The 15,203-nt window shown below is 65.8% G+C and carries 14 protein-coding genes; 13 read left to right on the top strand and 1 reads right to left on the bottom strand.

Annotated features, from left to right (window positions below; all coding sequences use genetic code 11):
* The first annotated feature begins 379 nt into the window (after window positions 1-379).
* The 9 genes from nifE to nifM all read left to right on the top strand — a co-directional run bounded on the left by nifE (window position 380) and on the right by nifM (window position 8,515).
* Window positions 380-1,753, top strand: a complete 1,374-nt coding sequence (nifE, locus tag ABLV64_RS24715) for a nitrogenase iron-molybdenum cofactor biosynthesis protein NifE (RefSeq protein WP_099441895.1) — start codon at window positions 380-382, stop codon at window positions 1,751-1,753.
* A 9-nt stretch (window positions 1,754-1,762) separates the two neighbouring features.
* A complete protein-coding gene (gene nifN / locus ABLV64_RS24710) occupies window positions 1,763-3,148 on the top strand; it encodes a nitrogenase iron-molybdenum cofactor biosynthesis protein NifN (protein ID WP_085845961.1) in 1,386 nt (461 codons plus the stop codon).
* Window positions 3,135-3,605, top strand: a complete 471-nt coding sequence (locus tag ABLV64_RS24705) for a NifB/NifX family molybdenum-iron cluster-binding protein (protein WP_004203562.1) — start codon at window positions 3,135-3,137, stop codon at window positions 3,603-3,605. The genes nifN and ABLV64_RS24705 overlap by 14 nt, the downstream gene beginning before the upstream one ends.
* Before the next feature lie 194 nt (window positions 3,606-3,799).
* The gene (gene nifU, locus ABLV64_RS24700) at window positions 3,800-4,639 is read left to right on the top strand and encodes a Fe-S cluster assembly protein NifU (protein ID WP_004203564.1); all 840 of its coding nucleotides are present in this window, start codon (window positions 3,800-3,802) and stop codon (window positions 4,637-4,639) included.
* 15 nt (window positions 4,640-4,654) lie between these two features.
* Complete coding sequence (gene nifS / locus ABLV64_RS24695; protein ID WP_348843115.1) at window positions 4,655-5,857, top strand: cysteine desulfurase NifS; 1,203 nt, start codon at window positions 4,655-4,657, stop codon at window positions 5,855-5,857.
* Window positions 5,858-5,872: 15 nt separating this feature from the next.
* Window positions 5,873-7,015: a homocitrate synthase gene (gene nifV, locus ABLV64_RS24690; protein WP_099441896.1), complete on the top strand. Its 1,143-nt coding sequence runs from the start codon at window positions 5,873-5,875 to the stop codon at window positions 7,013-7,015.
* Between the two features lie 2 nt (window positions 7,016-7,017).
* Window positions 7,018-7,275, top strand: a complete 258-nt coding sequence (locus ABLV64_RS24685) for a nitrogenase-stabilizing/protective protein NifW (protein WP_004203568.1) — start codon at window positions 7,018-7,020, stop codon at window positions 7,273-7,275.
* Window positions 7,272-7,715 carry a nitrogen fixation protein NifZ gene (locus ABLV64_RS24680; protein WP_004203569.1) on the top strand — a complete coding sequence of 148 codons (444 nt, stop codon included), beginning with the start codon at window positions 7,272-7,274 and terminating at the stop codon, window positions 7,713-7,715. The genes ABLV64_RS24685 and ABLV64_RS24680 overlap by 4 nt, the downstream gene beginning before the upstream one ends.
* Window positions 7,715-8,515: a nitrogen fixation protein NifM gene (gene nifM / locus ABLV64_RS24675; protein ID WP_004203570.1), complete on the top strand. Its 801-nt coding sequence runs from the start codon at window positions 7,715-7,717 to the stop codon at window positions 8,513-8,515. The genes ABLV64_RS24680 and nifM overlap by 1 nt, the downstream gene beginning before the upstream one ends.
* A gap of 22 nt (window positions 8,516-8,537) precedes the next feature.
* On the opposite strand, the gene ABLV64_RS24670 is transcribed toward nifM, so the two are convergent.
* Entirely contained in the window at window positions 8,538-9,068 is a 531-nt protein-coding gene (locus tag ABLV64_RS24670) for a flavodoxin (RefSeq protein WP_032456835.1), read from the bottom strand.
* A gap of 319 nt (window positions 9,069-9,387) precedes the next feature.
* Here ABLV64_RS24670 and nifL point away from each other — a divergent pair, with 319 nt between their 5' ends.
* The 4 genes from nifL to ABLV64_RS24650 all read left to right on the top strand — a co-directional run bounded on the left by nifL (window position 9,388) and on the right by ABLV64_RS24650 (window position 14,529).
* Window positions 9,388-10,872: a nitrogen fixation negative regulator NifL gene (gene nifL / locus ABLV64_RS24665; RefSeq protein WP_004203573.1), complete on the top strand. Its 1,485-nt coding sequence runs from the start codon at window positions 9,388-9,390 to the stop codon at window positions 10,870-10,872.
* Window positions 10,869-12,443 (top strand): nif-specific transcriptional activator NifA, encoded by a 1,575-nt coding sequence (nifA, locus tag ABLV64_RS24660; protein WP_099441897.1) that lies wholly within the window; start codon window positions 10,869-10,871, stop codon window positions 12,441-12,443. Before nifL ends, nifA begins: the two co-directional genes overlap by 4 nt.
* Window positions 12,444-12,607: 164 nt before the next feature.
* Window positions 12,608-14,014 carry a nitrogenase cofactor biosynthesis protein NifB gene (gene nifB, locus ABLV64_RS24655; protein ID WP_348843116.1) on the top strand — a complete coding sequence of 469 codons (1,407 nt, stop codon included), beginning with the start codon at window positions 12,608-12,610 and terminating at the stop codon, window positions 14,012-14,014.
* A complete protein-coding gene (locus ABLV64_RS24650) occupies window positions 14,014-14,529 on the top strand; it encodes a nitrogen fixation protein NifQ (RefSeq protein ID WP_004203576.1) in 516 nt (171 codons plus the stop codon). Before nifB ends, ABLV64_RS24650 begins: the two co-directional genes overlap by 1 nt.
* Window positions 14,530-15,203: the final 674 nt, after the last annotated feature.

Genomic DNA, 15,203 nt, shown 5'->3' with positions numbered 1-15,203 from the left:
GGATGTCGAGTCCGCCCGTTCCGCCAGATGAAGCCGGAGTGGAGCGGACCGCGCAGCGGCAATTTTCAGCGCCATGCGGGGGGTCATGGGGGGCGGGCGAAACGCCCCCCATGCCGTTCACCCGCAGAGGGCGCGATGAAATAGAGAGGAAGGTCGGTGAACGGAATAGTCCACCTTATCGACCTTTCCCGCCATTCACCAGTCTGCAGCAATACTGTCGCGGTAAATCCAGTTATCAGCGCGATAAATCATGCCCCCCTTGTCCGATTGTTGCCTTTGTCGCAAAACCCACAACCCTTTTTCCTTAAAAATCAATCCCCCTCTCCCTGGAGCGCGAATTGCATCACCTCTCCGGTCTCCCACCGTCAACGAGGTCACTATGAAGGGAAAGGAAATTCTGGCGCTGCTGGACGAACCCGCCTGCGAGCACAACCAGAAGCAAAAATCCGGCTGCAGCGCCCCTAAGCCCGGCGCCACCGCCGGCGGCTGCGCCTTCGACGGCGCGCAGATAACGCTCCTGCCCATCGCCGACGTCGCGCACCTGGTGCACGGCCCCATCGGCTGCGCGGGCAGCTCGTGGGATAACCGTGGCAGCGTCAGCGCCGGCCCGGCCCTCAGCCGGCTCGGCTTTACCACCGATCTCAACGAACAGGATGTGATTATGGGCCGCGGCGAACGCCGTCTGTTCCACGCCGTGCGTCACATCGTCGACCGCTATCGCCCGGCGGCGGTCTTTATCTACAACACCTGCGTACCGGCGATGGAGGGCGATGACATCGAAGCGGTATGCCAGGCCGCGCAGACCGCCACCGGCGTCCCGGTCATCGCCATTGACGCCGCCGGCTTCTACGGCAGCAAAAATCTTGGCAACCGGATGGCGGGCGACGTGATGCTCAGGCAGGTGATTGGCCAGCGCGAACCCGCCCCGTGGCCGGACAACACGCCCTTTGCCCCGGCCCAGCGCCACGATATCGGCCTGATTGGCGAATTCAATATCGCCGGCGAGTTCTGGCAGGTCCAGCCGCTGCTCGACGAGCTGGGGATCCGCGTCCTCGGCAGCCTCTCCGGCGACGGCCGCTTTGCCGAGATCCAGACCCTGCACCGGGCGCAGGCCAATATGCTGGTCTGCTCGCGGGCGCTGATCAACGTCGCCCGGGGGCTGGAGCTGCGCTACGGCACGCCGTGGTTTGAAGGCAGCTTCTACGGGATCCGCGCCACCTCCGACGCCCTGCGCCAGCTGGCGGCGCTGCTGGGGGATGACGACCTGTGCCGCCGCACCGAGGCGCTGATCGCCCGCGAGGAGCGAGCGGCGGAGCAGGCGCTGGCGCCGTGGCGCGAGCAGCTCCGCGGGCGCAAGGTGCTGCTCTACACCGGCGGCGTGAAATCCTGGTCGGTGGTCTCGGCCCTGCAGGATCTCGGCATGACCGTGGTGGCCACCGGCACGCGGAAATCCACCGAGGAGGATAAACAGCGGATCCGGGAGCTGATGGGCGACGAGGCGGTGATGCTTGAGGAGGGCAACGCCCGCACCCTGCTCGACGTGGTGTACCGCTATCAGGCGGATCTGATGATCGCCGGCGGACGCAATATGTACACCGCCTGGAAAGCCCGGCTGCCGTTTCTCGATATCAATCAGGAGCGGGAGCACGCCTACGCTGGCTACCAGGGCATCATCACCCTCGCCCGCCAGCTTTGTCTGACCCTCGCCAGCCCCGTCTGGCCGCAAACGCATGCCCGCGCCCCGTGGCGCTAGGAGAACACCATGGCAGACCTTATCCGTAGCGAAAAACCGCTGGCGGTGAGCCCGATTAAAACCGGGCAACCGCTCGGGGCGATCCTCGCCAGCCTCGGGCTGGCCCAGGCCATCCCGCTGGTCCACGGCGCCCAGGGCTGCAGCGCCTTCGCCAAAGTTTTCTTTATTCAGCATTTCCATGACCCGGTGCCGCTGCAGTCGACGGCCATGGATCCGACCGCCACGATCATGGGGGCCGACGGCAATATCTTCACCGCGCTCGACACCCTCTGCCAGCGCCACAGTCCGCAGGCCATCGTGCTGCTCAGCACCGGTCTGGCGGAAGCGCAGGGCAGCGATATCGCCCGGGTGGTGCGCCAGTTTCGCGAGGCGCATCCCCGCCATAACGGGGTGGCGATCCTCACCGTCAACACCCCGGATTTTTTTGGCTCTATGGAAAACGGCTACAGCGCGGTGATCGAGAGCATCATCGAGCAGTGGGTGGCGCCGACGCCGCGGCCGGGGCAGCGCCCCCGGCGGGTCAACCTGCTGGTCAGCCACCTCTGTTCGCCAGGGGATATCGAATGGCTGAGCCGCTGCGTGGAGGCCTTTGGCCTGCAGCCGGTGGTCCTGCCGGACCTCTCGCTGTCGATGGATGGCCACCTCGGTCAGGGGGATTTTACGCCCCTGACCCAGGGCGGCGCCTCGCTGCGCCAGATTGCGCAGATGGGCCAGAGTCTGGGCAGCTTCGCCATCGGCGTGTCAATGCAGCGGGCGGCATCCCTCCTGAGCCAGCGCAGCCGGGGGGACGTGATCGCCCTGCCGCACCTGATGACTCTCGACCACTGCGATACCTTTATCCATCAGCTGGCGAAGCTGTCCGGACGCCGCGTACCGGCCTGGATTGAGCGCCAGCGCGGCCAGCTGCAGGATGCGATGATCGACTGCCATATGTGGCTGCAGGGCCAGCGCATGGCGATGGCCGCGGAGGGCGACCTGCTGGCGGCATGGTGTGATTTCGCCCGCAGCCAGGGGATCCAGCCCGGCCCGCTGGTCGCCCCCACCAGCCACCCCAGCCTGCGCCAGCTGCCGGTCGAGCAGGTGGTGCCGGGGGATCTTGAGGATCTCCAGCAGTTGCTGAGCCACCAACCCGCCGATCTGCTGGTGGCTAACTCGCACGCCCGCGATCTGGCGGAGCAGTTTGCCCTGCCGCTGATCCGCGTCGGCTTTCCCATCTTCGACCGGCTCGGCGAGTTTCGCCGGGTCCGCCAGGGGTACCCCGGCATGCGCGACACGCTGTTTGAGCTGGCCAATCTGCTGCGCGACCGCCATCACCACACCGCCCTCTACCGCTCGCCGCTTCGCCAGGGCGCCGACCCCCAGCCGGCTTCAGGAGACGCTTATGCCGCCCATTAACCGACAGTTTGAGATGGTCCACGCCGACGAGTGGTCGATGAAAGTCGCCTTCGCCAGCTCCGATTACCGCCACGTCGATCAGCATTTTGGCGCCACGCCGCGGCTGGTGGTCTACGGCGTCAAGGCGGATCGAGTCACCCTGCTGCGGGTGGTGGAGTTCCCGGTCGTCAGCGGCCATCAGACCGAGAAGATAGCCGAGCGTGTCCACGCCCTGGAGGATTGCGTCACCCTGTTCTGCGTGGCGATTGGCGAGGCGGTTTTTCGCCAGCTGCTGCAGGTGGGCGTCCGCGCCGAACGGGTTCCCGACCAGACCACCATCCTCGGCTTACTGCAGGAGATCCAGCTCTCCTGGTATGAAAAAGCGCAGCGCCGCAGCACGCGGCAACGCGACCCGCAGCGCTTTAACCGCCTGCTGGAGGAGCAGACATGGCGGGAGGAGCCCGACCCGCAGCCCTGAGCCTGTCGTTTATGTGACAAAGCCCACAAAACGCCACAACAGTGTCGGCTCTGTCGGGGGAGCTGATTCAGCCAGATAATTAATAAATAAGGTTTTTATGCGTTGGTACTGCAATTGCTTGGGGAACAGTACCACCGCCAGTCTGCGGTGCACCGCGCCCCGGCGTTTTCGTCATCATCCCTGGAGCTGACAGCATGTGGAACTACTCCGAGAAAGTGAAAGACCATTTTTTTCATCCCCGCAACGCGCGCGTGGTCGACAACGCCAACGCGGTGGGCGATGTGGGTTCATTAAGCTGCGGCGATGCGCTGCGCCTGATGCTGCGGGTTGATCCGCACACCGAGATCATCGAGGAGGCCGGCTTCCAGACCTTCGGCTGCGGCAGCGCCATCGCCTCCTCTTCCGCGCTGACGGAGCTGATTATCGGCCACACCCTGACCGAAGCCGGGCAGATCACCAACCAGCAGATCGCCGACTACCTCGACGGTCTGCCGCCGGAGAAAATGCACTGCTCGGTGATGGGCCAGGAGGCGCTGCGTGCGGCCATCGCCCATTTTCGCGGCGAAAGCCTTGAGGAGGAGCATGAGGAGGGCAAGCTGATCTGTAAATGCTTCGGCGTCGACGAAGGGCATATTCGCCGGGCCGTGGTGAACAACGGCCTGACCACCCTCGAGGAAGTGATCAACTACACCAAGGCCGGCGGGGGCTGTACCGCCTGCCATGAAAAAATTGAGCTGGCGCTGGCGGCGATCCTCGCCCAACAGCCGCCCGCCCCCCTGCCGGCGGAGACGACCCAGGATGCGCACTGGCAAAGCGTGGTCGATACCATCAACGAGCTGCGCCCGCACATTCAGGCCGACGGCGGCGACATGACGCTGGTGAGCGTCACCCCGCGCCAGGTGACCGTCAGCCTCTCCGGCAGCTGCAGCGGCTGCATGATGACCGACATGACCCTCGCCTGGCTGCAGCAGAAGCTGATGGAGCGTACCGGAAGTTACATGGACGTGGTGGCGGCCCCGGCCGCGGTTAACTAACCCAAGGGGGATACGATGAAACCTGTTTATCTCGATAACAACGCCACCACCCGTCTCGACCCGATGGTTCTCGACGCGATGATGCCCTTTTTGACCGACATTTACGGCAACCCTTCGTCGATACACGATTTTGGTCTGCCGGCGCAGGCCGCCCTTGAACGGGCGCACCAACAGGTGGCCGCCCTGCTCGGAGCCGACTACCCCAGCGAGATCATCTTTACCTCCTGCGCCACCGAGGCCACCACCACCGCCATCGCCTCGGCGGTGGCCCTGATGCCGGAGCGGCGCGAGATCATCACCAGCGTGGTCGAACATCCCGCCACCCTGGCGGTGTGCGAACAGCTGGAGCGCCAGGGATACCTGATCCACCGTATCGCCGTGGATCGGCAGGGGGCCCTCGATATGGCGCAGTTTCGGGCGGCGCTTAGCCCGCGCGTGGCGCTGGTCAGCATTATGTGGGCCAATAACGAAACCGGCGTCATGTTCCCGGTGCCCGAGCTGGCGGAGCTGGCCCATGAGCAGGGCGCGCTGTTTCACTGCGACGCCGTGCAGGTGGTGGGCAAAATCCCGATGGCGCTCAGCCAGACGCGGATCGATATGCTCTCCTGCTCGGCGCATAAATTCCACGGCCCCAAAGGGGTGGGCTGCCTCTGGCTGCGGCGGGGAACGCGGTTTCGCCCGCTGCTGCGCGGCGGCCACCAGGCGCATGGCCGGCGGGCCGGTACGGAAAATATCAGCGGCATTGTCGGGATGGGTGCCGCCAGCGAGCTGGCGCAGGTCCATCTCCCGGGCATGGCGCAGATTAGCCAGCTGCGCGATCGCCTTGCACACCATCTCCAGGCCACTATCCCGGCGGTAACGGTGATGGGCGGCAGCCAGCCGCGGGTGCCCGGCACGCTTAATCTGGCCTTCGAGTGCATTGAAGGCGAGGCGATCCTGCTGCTGATGAATCAGGCCGGGATCGCCGCCTCCAGCGGCAGCGCCTGCACCTCCGGCTCGCTGGAGCCGTCGCACGTCATGCGGGCGATGAATATCCCCTACACCGCGGCCCACGGCACCGTTCGCTTCTCCCTCTCGCGCTACACCCGGGAAAAAGAGATCGACTACGTCATCGCCGCCCTGCCGCCCATTATCGACCGGCTGCGCGCCCTGTCGCCCTACTGGCGGAACGGCCAGCCGCACCTGCAGGATGGCGCCTTCACGCCGGTCTACGGTTAAGACGGAGAGACGAAAATGGGACGCGTACTGATCAATGACACCACCCTGCGCGATGGCGAACAGAGTCCCGGCGTGGCCTTCCAGGCCAGCGAAAAAATCGCCATCGCCGAGGCGCTGTACGCGGCGGGGATCGAGGCGCTGGAGGTCGGCACCCCGGCGATGGGCGAGGAGGAGTGCGCCCGTATCCGGCTGGTGCGCCGTCAGCTCCCGGGCGCCACGCTGATGACCTGGTGCCGAATGCAGGCCGGCGAAATTCGCCAGAGCGCCGAGCTGGGCATGGACTGGGTGGATATCTCCATTCCCGCCTCCGACAAGCTGCGGCAGTACAAACTGCGCGAGAGCTTACCGCTGCTGCTGGAGCGGCTGGCGGCCCTGATCCACCTCGCCCACACCCTTGGCCTGAAGGTCTGCATTGGCTGTGAGGACGCCTCGCGAGCCAGCGACGCGACGCTGCAGGACATTGCCCGGCAGGCCGGCGAGGCGGGAGCCACCCGTCTGCGCTATGCCGATACCCTCGGCATCCTCGACCCGTTCACTACCGCGGCGCAGATCGCCGCCCTGCGCCGCGTCTGGCCCGGCGAACTCGAGATGCACGCCCATAACGATCTGGGCCTGGCTACCGCCAACACCCTGGCGGCGGTCCGCGCCGGGGCCACCAGCGTGAACACCACCGTGCTGGGCCTGGGCGAACGCGCGGGCAACGCGGCGCTGGAGACCGTGGCGCTCGGGCTGGAGCGCTGCCTGGGCGTCGAGACCGGGGTGCGTTTCACCGCCCTGCCGGCACTGTGCGAACACGTGGCCCTCGCCACCCGCCGCCCGGTGGATCCCCAGCAGCCGCTGGTGGGTGAGCTGGTCTTTACCCACGAATCCGGCGTGCACGTCGCGGCGCTGCTGCGCGACAGCGAGAGCTATCAGGCGATCGACCCCGCCCTGCTGGGCCGCGGCTATCGGCTGGTGCTGGGCAAACACTCTGGTCGCCAGGCGGTTAACGGCGTCTTCGACCGGATGGGCTATCACCTGACGTCAGCGCAAATTGACCAGCTGCTGCCCGCGCTCCGCCACTTTGCGGAAACCGGTAAACGCAGCCCGCGGGATGATGAGCTGGCGGCAATCTTTCACGCGCTCTGCGGCGCCGAAACGCTGCAGGCCAGGGGGTAAGCATGGAGTGGTTTTATCAGATCCCCGGCGTAGACGACCTGCGCTCCGCCGACGCCTTCTTTCAGTTTTTCGCCGTTCCCTACCAGCCCGAGCGTCTGGCCCACTGCAGCCTGCCGGTGCTGGCCGCCTTTCACCGTAAGCTGAAGGCGGAAGTGCCTCTGCTCAACCAGCTGGAGGAGAACCCGCGCGCGCACTGGCTGCTGGCGCGCCGGCTGCTGGCGGAGAGTTATCAGCAACAGTTCGAGGAGAACAGGCCATGAGACCCACATTCACCTTTAGCGAAGCGGTCCGCGTCGTGCGCGCCATCCGCAACGATGGCACCTATGCGGGCCTGCCATCCGGCGCCCTGCTGGTGCGCCGGGGCAGCATCGGCTATGTCCGCGACTGGGGGGTGTTCTTGCAGGACCAGATCATCTACCAGATCCACTTCCCGGACTGTGACCGGGTTGTCGGCTGCCGCGAACAGGAGCTGATTGCCGGCGATCGGCCCTGGCTGGCGGGGAATCTGCAGTATGGCGATAACGTCACCTGCCAGACGGCGCTGACGTTGCAGGGCGAAGTGGTGGTCAACGTCGGTCAGCAGGGGCGCATTGAAGCCACCGATCGGGGCGAGCGCGGCGACGGCTATATCGTCGACTTCGGCGGCCGCTGGTTCCAGGTGCCGGTGACCGCGCTGGCCCTGGCAGAGGAGGAAGAATAATGCAGCCATGGCAACGATTTGGCCGGCGGCGGCTGGCGCAGAGCCGCTGGAACTGCGAACCGGCGGCCATCGCCGCGGCGGACCGGGAGGCCTTCGAGGCGGCCTGGCAGCGTCAGGCCAGCGTGGAGCAGGCGCTGGTCGCCCAGGTCGCGGCGGAGGCGATCCCCGCCGCGCTACGGGAAGGCCTCGCCGCTTCGCTGGGCGCCTGGCTGGATGAGGGCGGGTTTACCCCGCCGGAGCGGGCGGCGATCGTCCTGCACCATGCCCGGCTGGAAACCGCCTTCGCCGGGATTGCCAGCCAGGCGCCGCAGCCGGATCCCGCCACGGTGCAGGCCTGGTATCTGCGGCATCAGGCGCAGTTTATCCGCCCGGAACAGCGGTTGACCCGCCATCTGCTGCTCACCGTCGATGGCGATGAGCAGGCGGTTTACTCGCGCATCCAGGCGCTTCATGGGCAAATCGCGGCCTCCCGCGAGGCGTTTGCGCCGCTGGCCCAGCGACACTCCCACTGTCCGAGCGCGCTGGACGGCGGACTGCTGGGGTGGATCGGCCGGGGATTGCTTTATCCGCAGCTGGAGGAGGCCCTGTTTGCGCTGACGGAAAACGCGCTGAGCGCGCCGGTGGCCAGCGAGCTGGGCTGGCACCTGGTATGGTGCGAAGCCATCCGCCCCGCCGCGCCGATGACGCCTGAGCAGGCGCTGGAAAGCGCCCGCGATTACCTCAGTCAACAGAGCCAGCGCCGCCACCAGCGCCAGTGGCTGGCTGAGATGTTAGCGCGCCAGCCGGGGCTTTGCGGGTAGCCGACAGGCCACCCGCCAGCGTTTACAGCAGGTGCGGTTTAATCTCCTCAAGCCAGGTCGCCAGGCGCGTTTCGGTTTCGTCGAACTGGTTATCCTGGTCCAGCACCAGCCCGACAAACCGCTCCCCCTCCAGCGCCGATGAGGCGCTGAACTCATACCCCTCGTTCGGCCAGCTGCCGATCATCGTCGCCCCGCGGGCGCGCAGGGCGTCGTACAGCGGCCGCAGCCCGCTGGCGAAGTTATCGGGATAGCCGCGCTGATCGCCGAGGCCAAACAGCGCCACCGTTTTCCCCTGCAGGCTGACGTCGCCGAGGGTCTGAAGAAATTCCGCCCACGACTCGCTCTCGCCCCCGGCCTCAAGGCCCGGCAGCTGGCCGTCGCCAAGCGTCGGCGTGCCCAGCAGCAGCGCCGGGTAGGCCAGCAGGTCCGCCAGCGTGGCGCGGTTAATATTGACCGGGGCGGCGGCGGCCTCCCCCAGCTGCTTGTGGATCATTTTCGCGATTTTGCGGGTTTTACCGGTATCGGTGCCAAAGAAAATGCCAATGTTCGCCATAGTACGCTCCTGTCGGAATGGTGTCGGAAATAGGGATAACCGCAGGGGTATTGCGAAGGCTGTGCCAGGTTGCCCTGCACCGTGACGGCCCATCCCTGCCCCATCAGGATCGCTTCCCGCCGCAGCAGCGCCCGCGAAAGGCGCCCCCGGCGGGCCTAAAGGTAAAAATCAGCGGATTTTCCCCCTGTCGGATCAATGTTTCGTTCGGTCGTTTCGATAAGGGCGCACAGTTTGCATGGTTATCCGGGTTCGGCTCAGCCCGCCGCGATCCGCGCAGGGTGTCGGACAATTTGTCATAACTGCGACACAGGAGTTTACGATGACCCTGAATATGATGCTCGATAACGCCGCGCCGGAAGCCATCGCCGGCGCGCTGACTCAACAACATCCGGGGCTGTTTTTTACCATGGTGGAACAGGCCTCGGTGGCGATCTCACTCACCGACGCCAGCGCCAGGATCATCTACGCCAACCCGGCGTTTTGCCGCCAGACCGGCTATTCGCTGGCGCAATTGTTAAATCAGAACCCGCGCCTGCTGGCCAGCAGCCAGACGCCGCGCGAGATCTATCAGGAGATGTGGCACACCCTGCTCCAGCGTCAGCCGTGGCGCGGCCAGTTGATTAACCAGCGGCGTGACGGCGGCCTGTACCTGGTGGAGATTGACATCACTCCGGTGCTCAGTCCGCAGGGGGAACTGGAGCACTATCTGGCGATGCAGCGGGATATCAGCGTCAGCTATACCCTGGAGCAGCGGCTGCGCAACCATATGACCCTGATGGAGGCGGTGCTGAATAATATTCCCGCCGCCGTGGTGGTGGTGGACGAGCAGGATCGGGTGGTGATGGACAACCTCGCCTATAAAACCTTCTGCGCCGACTGCGGCGGCCGGGAGCTGCTCACCGAGCTGCAGGTCTCCCCTGGCCGAATGACGCCCGGCGTGGAACAGATCCTGCCGGTGGCGATCCGCGGGGCCGCGCGCTGGCTGTCGGTGACCTGCTGGCCGCTGCCCGGCGTCAGCGAAGAGGCCAGCCGCTACTTTATCGACAGCGCCCTGGCGCGAAGCCTGGTGGTGATCGCCGACTGTACCCAGCAGCGCCAGCAGCAGGAGCAGGGCCGCCTCGACCGGCTGAAGCAGCAAATGACCGCCGGCAAGCTGCTGGCGGCGATCCGCGAATCGCTGGACGCCGCGCTGATCCAGCTGAACTGCCCGATTAACATGCTGGCGGCGGCCCGTCGGCTGAACGGCGAGAGCAGCGGCAACGTGGCGCTGGAGGCCGCCTGGCGAGAAGGGGAAGAGGCGATGGCCCGGCTCCAGCGCTGTCGCCCGTCGCTGGAACTCGAAAGCCCCGCCGTCTGGCCGCTGCAGCCCTTTTTCGACGACCTGTGCGCCCTCTACCGCACCCGCTTCGATCCCGAGGGGCTACAGCTGGAAATGGCCTCACCGCATCTGATCGGTTTTGGCCAGCGCACTCAGCTGCTGGCGTGCTTAAGCCTGTGGCTCGACCGCACCCTGGCCCTCGCCGCCGAGCTGCCTTCCGTCCCGCTGGCGATGCAGCTCTATGCCGAGGAAAACGACGGCTGGCTGGCGCTGTACCTGACCGACAACGTGCCGCTGCTGCAGGTGCGCTACGCCCACTCCCCCGACGCGCTGAATTCGCCGGGCAAAGGCATGGAGCTGCGGCTGATCCAGACCCTGGTGGCGCACCATCGCGGGGCCATCGAGCTGGCTTCCCGGCCGCAGGGCGGCACCTGCCTGACCCTGCGTTTCCCGTTGTTTAACACCCTGAACGGAGGTGAAGCATGATCCCCGAATCCGACCCGGACACCACCGTCAGACGCTTCGACCTCTCTCAGCAGTTCACCGCCATGCAGCGGATAAGCGTGGTGCTGAGCCGCGCCACCGAGGCCAGCAAAACGCTGCAGGAGGTGCTCAGCGTATTGCACAACGATGCCTTTATGCAGCACGGGATGATCTGTCTTTACGACAGCGAGCAGGAGATCCTCAGTATCGAAGCGCTGCAGCAAACCGAGCAGCAGACCCTCCCCGGCAGCGCGCAGATCCGCTATCGTCCCGGCGAGGGGCTGGTGGGGACGGTGCTGGCCCAGGGGCAGTCGCTGGTGCTGCCGCGGGTCGCCGACGATCAGCGTTTTCTCGACCGTCTGAGCCTCTACGATTATGACCTGCCGTTTATCGCCGTGCCGCTAATGGGGCCTAACGCCCGGCCCATGGGAGTGCTGGCGGCCCAGCCGATGGCGCGCCAGGAAGAGCGGCTGCCGGCCTGCACCCGCTTTCTCGAAACCGTCGCCAACCTCATGGCCCAGACCATCCGGTTGATGATCCTCCCGGCCTCCGCCACCCTGCCGGGCCGCCAGCCGCCGAAGGTGGAACGGCCGCCGGCCTGCTCGTCGTCGCGCGGGGTGGGCCTTGACAATATGGTCGGCAAGAGCCCGGCGATGCGCCAGATCGTGGAGGTGATCCGCCAGGTTTCGCGCTGGGACACCACCGTGCTGGTGCGCGGCGAAAGCGGCACCGGGAAGGAGCTGATCGCCAATGCCATCCACCACCATTCGCCGCGGGCTGGCGCCGCCTTCGTCAAATTTAACTGCGCGGCGCTGCCGGACAACCTGCTGGAAAGCGAACTGTTCGGCCATGAAAAAGGCGCCTTTACCGGGGCGATGCGCCAGCGTAAGGGGCGTTTTGAGCTGGCGGATGGCGGCACCCTGTTTCTCGACGAGATTGGCGAAAGCAGCGCCTCGTTCCAGGCTAAGCTGCTGCGCATCCTCCAGGAGGGGGAGATGGAGCGGGTCGGCGGCGATGAGACCCTGCGGGTGAATGTCCGCATCATCGCCGCCACCAACCGCCACCTGGAGGAGGAGGTCCGGCTGGGCCACTTCCGCGAGGATCTTTACTATCGCCTGAACGTGATGCCCATCGCCCTGCCCCCGCTGCGCGAGCGTCAGGAGGACATCGCCGAGCTGGCGCACTTTCTGGTGCGCAAAATTGGCCAGCATCAGGGGCGCACGCTGCGGATCAGCGAGGGGGCGATCCGCCTGCTGATGGAGTACAGCTGGCCGGGCAACGTTCGCGAACTGGAGAACTGCCTCGAACGATCGGCGGTGATGTCCGAGAGCGGCCTGATCGATCGCGACGTGATCCTCTTCACCCACCAGGAACGTCCGGCCAAAGCCCTGCCCACCAGCGGGCCAGCGGAAGACAGCTGGCTGGACAACAGCCTGGATGAACGCCAGCGGCTGATCGCCGCGCTGGAAAAAGCCGGCTGGGTGCAGGCCAAGGCGGCGCGGCTGCTGGGGATGACGCCGCGCCAGGTCGCCTACCGGATCCAGATCATGGATATCACCCTGCCGCGTCTGTAGGCCGCGGTGTCAGGTTCAGGACATTGTCGCCCGTGCGGCGGGAACACGACAATATTTTGCCGCAGGGATGCGGAATAACACCTTTCTTTTCAGAAAGATAAAAAAAACCTCTCTGGTATGCCCTTTGCAGCAGGAAGGTATCGCCCAACCAAGAAGGTACGACCATGACTTCCTGCTCTTCTTTTTCCGGCGGCAACGCCTGTCAGTCGGCGGACGCCAGCGCGTTAGCGCCGCGGGTGGCCGATAAGGTCGCCGCGCACCCCTGCTACTCCCGCAGCGGGCACCACCGTTTCGCCCGGATGCATCTCCCGGTCGCCCCGGCCTGCAATCTGCAGTGCAACTACTGCAACCGTAAATTCGACTGCAGCAATGAATCCCGCCCCGGGGTGTCATCGACGCTGCTGACCCCCGAGCAGGCGGTGCTGAAAGTGCGCCAGGTGGCCCAGGCCATCCCGCAGCTGTCGGTGGTTGGCATTGCCGGGCCCGGCGATCCGCTGGCCAATATGACCCGCACCTTCCGCACCCTGGAGCTGGTCCGCGACCAGCTTCCGGACCTGAAATTATGCCTGTCGACCAACGGGCTGATGCTGCCCGACGCGGTGGATCGCCTGCTGGAGGTCGGCGTGGATCACGTTACGGTGACCATCAACACTCTGGATGCCGAGATCGCCGGGCAAATCTACGCCTGGCTGTGGCTCGACGGCGAACGCTACAGCGGCCGGGAAGCCGGGGAGATCCTGATAGCCCGCCAGCTGGAGGGGGTCCGCAGGCTAACCAACGCCGGGGTGCTGGTCAAGATAAACTCGGTGCTGATGCCGGGGATCAACGACAGCGGCATGGCCGAGGTCAGCCGTTGTTTGCGGGAAAGCGGCGCGTTTATTCACAATATTATGCCGCTGATTGCCAGACCGGAGCACGGCACGGTCTTTGGCCTCAACGGCCAGCCGGAACCGGACGCCGGGATGCTCGCCGCGATCCGCAGCCAGTGCGGGGCAGCGATGCCGCAGATGACCCACTGCCACCAGTGCCGCGCCGACGCCATCGGCATGCTGGGCGAAGATCGCAGCCAGCAGTTTACCCAGCTTCCGGACCCGGACAGCCTCCCCGACTGGCTGCCCATCCTCCACCAACGCGCCGAACTTCATGCCAGCCTCGCCACCCGGGGAGAGTCGGAGGCGGATGACGCCTGTCTGGTGGCGGTAGCCTCCAGCCGCGGCGAGGTGATTGATTGTCATTTTGGCCATGCCGACCGCTTCTCGATCTACAGCCTGTCGGCCGCCGGCATGGTGCTGGTAGGCGAGCGCTTTACGCCGAAATATTGCCGCGGCGCGGAGGAGTGCGAACCGCAGGAGAACGAGGCCAGACTGGCGGCGCTCCTCGCGCTGCTCGCCGACGTGAAAGCGGTGTTCTGCGTGCGTATCGGCCATACGCCATGGCAACAGCTCGAGCGACAGGGCATTGAGCCGCAGGTGGATGGCGCGTGGCGGTCGGTCGCCGAGGTGCTGCCCGCCTGGTGGCAGCGGCGGCGACAGAGCCTGGCGGCATCGCGTCTGCGTCAGGGGGTCGCCTGATGGCGCCGGTTGACTGGTTGACCCGCCTGTGGCGACTGTATCACGCCGGAAAAGGCTGCTTTCCGCTGCGGATGGGTCTGAGCGTCGAGGCGTGGCTGGCCCTGCAGCAGCGGTTGGGCGAAATGGCGACGCCGCTGGACAGCGAGGCGCTGAGCCGCCGCCGGCTGATGACGGAGCTGAATGCCACCCGCGACGAAGAGCGCCGCCAGCTGGCGCGGTGGCTGGCGGAGTGGATGGCGCCGGGAGCCGAACCGATGGCGCCGATCGTCGCCGGGGCGGCGCTGGCGTTTAATCATCTGTGGGAGGATCTGGGTCTGGATTCGCGGGCGGAACTGGGCCGGCTGATGCGCGACTGCTTTCCGCAGCTGGTGGCGCAGAACGTCCACCATATGCGCTGGAAAAAGTTCTTTTATCGCCAGCGCTGCCTGCAGTCGCAGGGGGAGATCGTCTGCCGCTCGCCGAGCTGCGACGAGTGCCTGGAGCGCAGCCTCTGCTTCGAACCGCCGCCGCAATAAACAACCCGCAGGTGTCCTGACCGCTAACCCAATACTGCTTCTGTTTTACCGCTTTACGCGAATATCTGCCGGGTGGCGCTTCGCTTACCCGGCCTACTAAGCCATTTATATATCAGAAGGTTATTCAATACCGTAGGCCCGGCAAGCGCAGCGCCGCCGGGCAAGGACAGCGGGCGCGGAGCCGCTTTTGTGCCGGGTGGCGGCTGGCGCCTTACCCGGCCTACAGGGTTCGTGCGACCTGTCCTTGATTTACCCACTTGCGTGACTGAAACTGCCGGTGCTGGCGGCCTCAAAATCGCTGAGACGTTCCCGGAAGGCCGGGGCAGCCCGCATGGATGCGGGCTGAGGGCCGTGTTTTGCATGGACGCTGCCTCGGCCCGACCCGAAGCCTGCAGGGATAAGTCGAAGGGACCGCGCAGCGGCGATTTTGCTGGCCGGAGCCCGGGGGTACAGGGGGCGGCGGCGACTGGCCGCCCCCTGTGCGCTCCCTGCGCCATGAGAGACATAACGCAGAAGACTTACCGGGAGCGCAATGCCCGCTGAAGCCACAGATAACATAAAAGACTTCCCAGCAGTGCTTTCCCTCACCCTAACCTCTCCCGGGGGGAGAGGGAACCGTCCGGCAGTCGTTTCCGTGGCCAACATATTGCCGGGCAAGGGCAGCGGGCGCGGAG

The sequence above is a fragment of the Klebsiella sp. JB_Kp031 genome (genome assembly GCF_040064295.1).
Lineage (GTDB): Bacteria > Pseudomonadota > Gammaproteobacteria > Enterobacterales > Enterobacteriaceae > Klebsiella > Klebsiella quasipneumoniae.
The sequence above is the reverse complement of the archived record's forward strand: the minus strand, read 5'-3'. Positions and strand labels throughout refer to the sequence as shown.

Excerpts from the sequence above, each read along its gene's own strand:
- nifE (WP_099441895.1), top strand. The coding sequence starts at position 380 with ATGAAGGGAAAGGAAATTCTGGCGCTGCTGGACGAACCCGCCTGCGAG.
- nifN (WP_085845961.1), top strand. The coding sequence starts at position 1,763 with ATGGCAGACCTTATCCGTAGCGAAAAACCGCTGGCGGTGAGCCCGATT.
- ABLV64_RS24705 (WP_004203562.1), top strand. The coding sequence starts at position 3,135 with ATGCCGCCCATTAACCGACAGTTTGAGATGGTCCACGCCGACGAGTGG.
- nifU (WP_004203564.1), top strand. The coding sequence starts at position 3,800 with ATGTGGAACTACTCCGAGAAAGTGAAAGACCATTTTTTTCATCCCCGC.
- nifS (WP_348843115.1), top strand. The coding sequence starts at position 4,655 with ATGAAACCTGTTTATCTCGATAACAACGCCACCACCCGTCTCGACCCG.
- nifV (WP_099441896.1), top strand. The coding sequence starts at position 5,873 with ATGGGACGCGTACTGATCAATGACACCACCCTGCGCGATGGCGAACAG.
- ABLV64_RS24685 (WP_004203568.1), top strand. The coding sequence starts at position 7,018 with ATGGAGTGGTTTTATCAGATCCCCGGCGTAGACGACCTGCGCTCCGCC.
- ABLV64_RS24680 (WP_004203569.1), top strand. The coding sequence starts at position 7,272 with ATGAGACCCACATTCACCTTTAGCGAAGCGGTCCGCGTCGTGCGCGCC.
- nifM (WP_004203570.1), top strand. The coding sequence starts at position 7,715 with ATGCAGCCATGGCAACGATTTGGCCGGCGGCGGCTGGCGCAGAGCCGC.
- ABLV64_RS24670 (WP_032456835.1), bottom strand. The coding sequence starts at position 9,068 with ATGGCGAACATTGGCATTTTCTTTGGCACCGATACCGGTAAAACCCGC.
- nifL (WP_004203573.1), top strand. The coding sequence starts at position 9,388 with ATGACCCTGAATATGATGCTCGATAACGCCGCGCCGGAAGCCATCGCC.
- nifA (WP_099441897.1), top strand. The coding sequence starts at position 10,869 with ATGATCCCCGAATCCGACCCGGACACCACCGTCAGACGCTTCGACCTC.
- nifB (WP_348843116.1), top strand. The coding sequence starts at position 12,608 with ATGACTTCCTGCTCTTCTTTTTCCGGCGGCAACGCCTGTCAGTCGGCG.
- ABLV64_RS24650 (WP_004203576.1), top strand. The coding sequence starts at position 14,014 with ATGGCGCCGGTTGACTGGTTGACCCGCCTGTGGCGACTGTATCACGCC.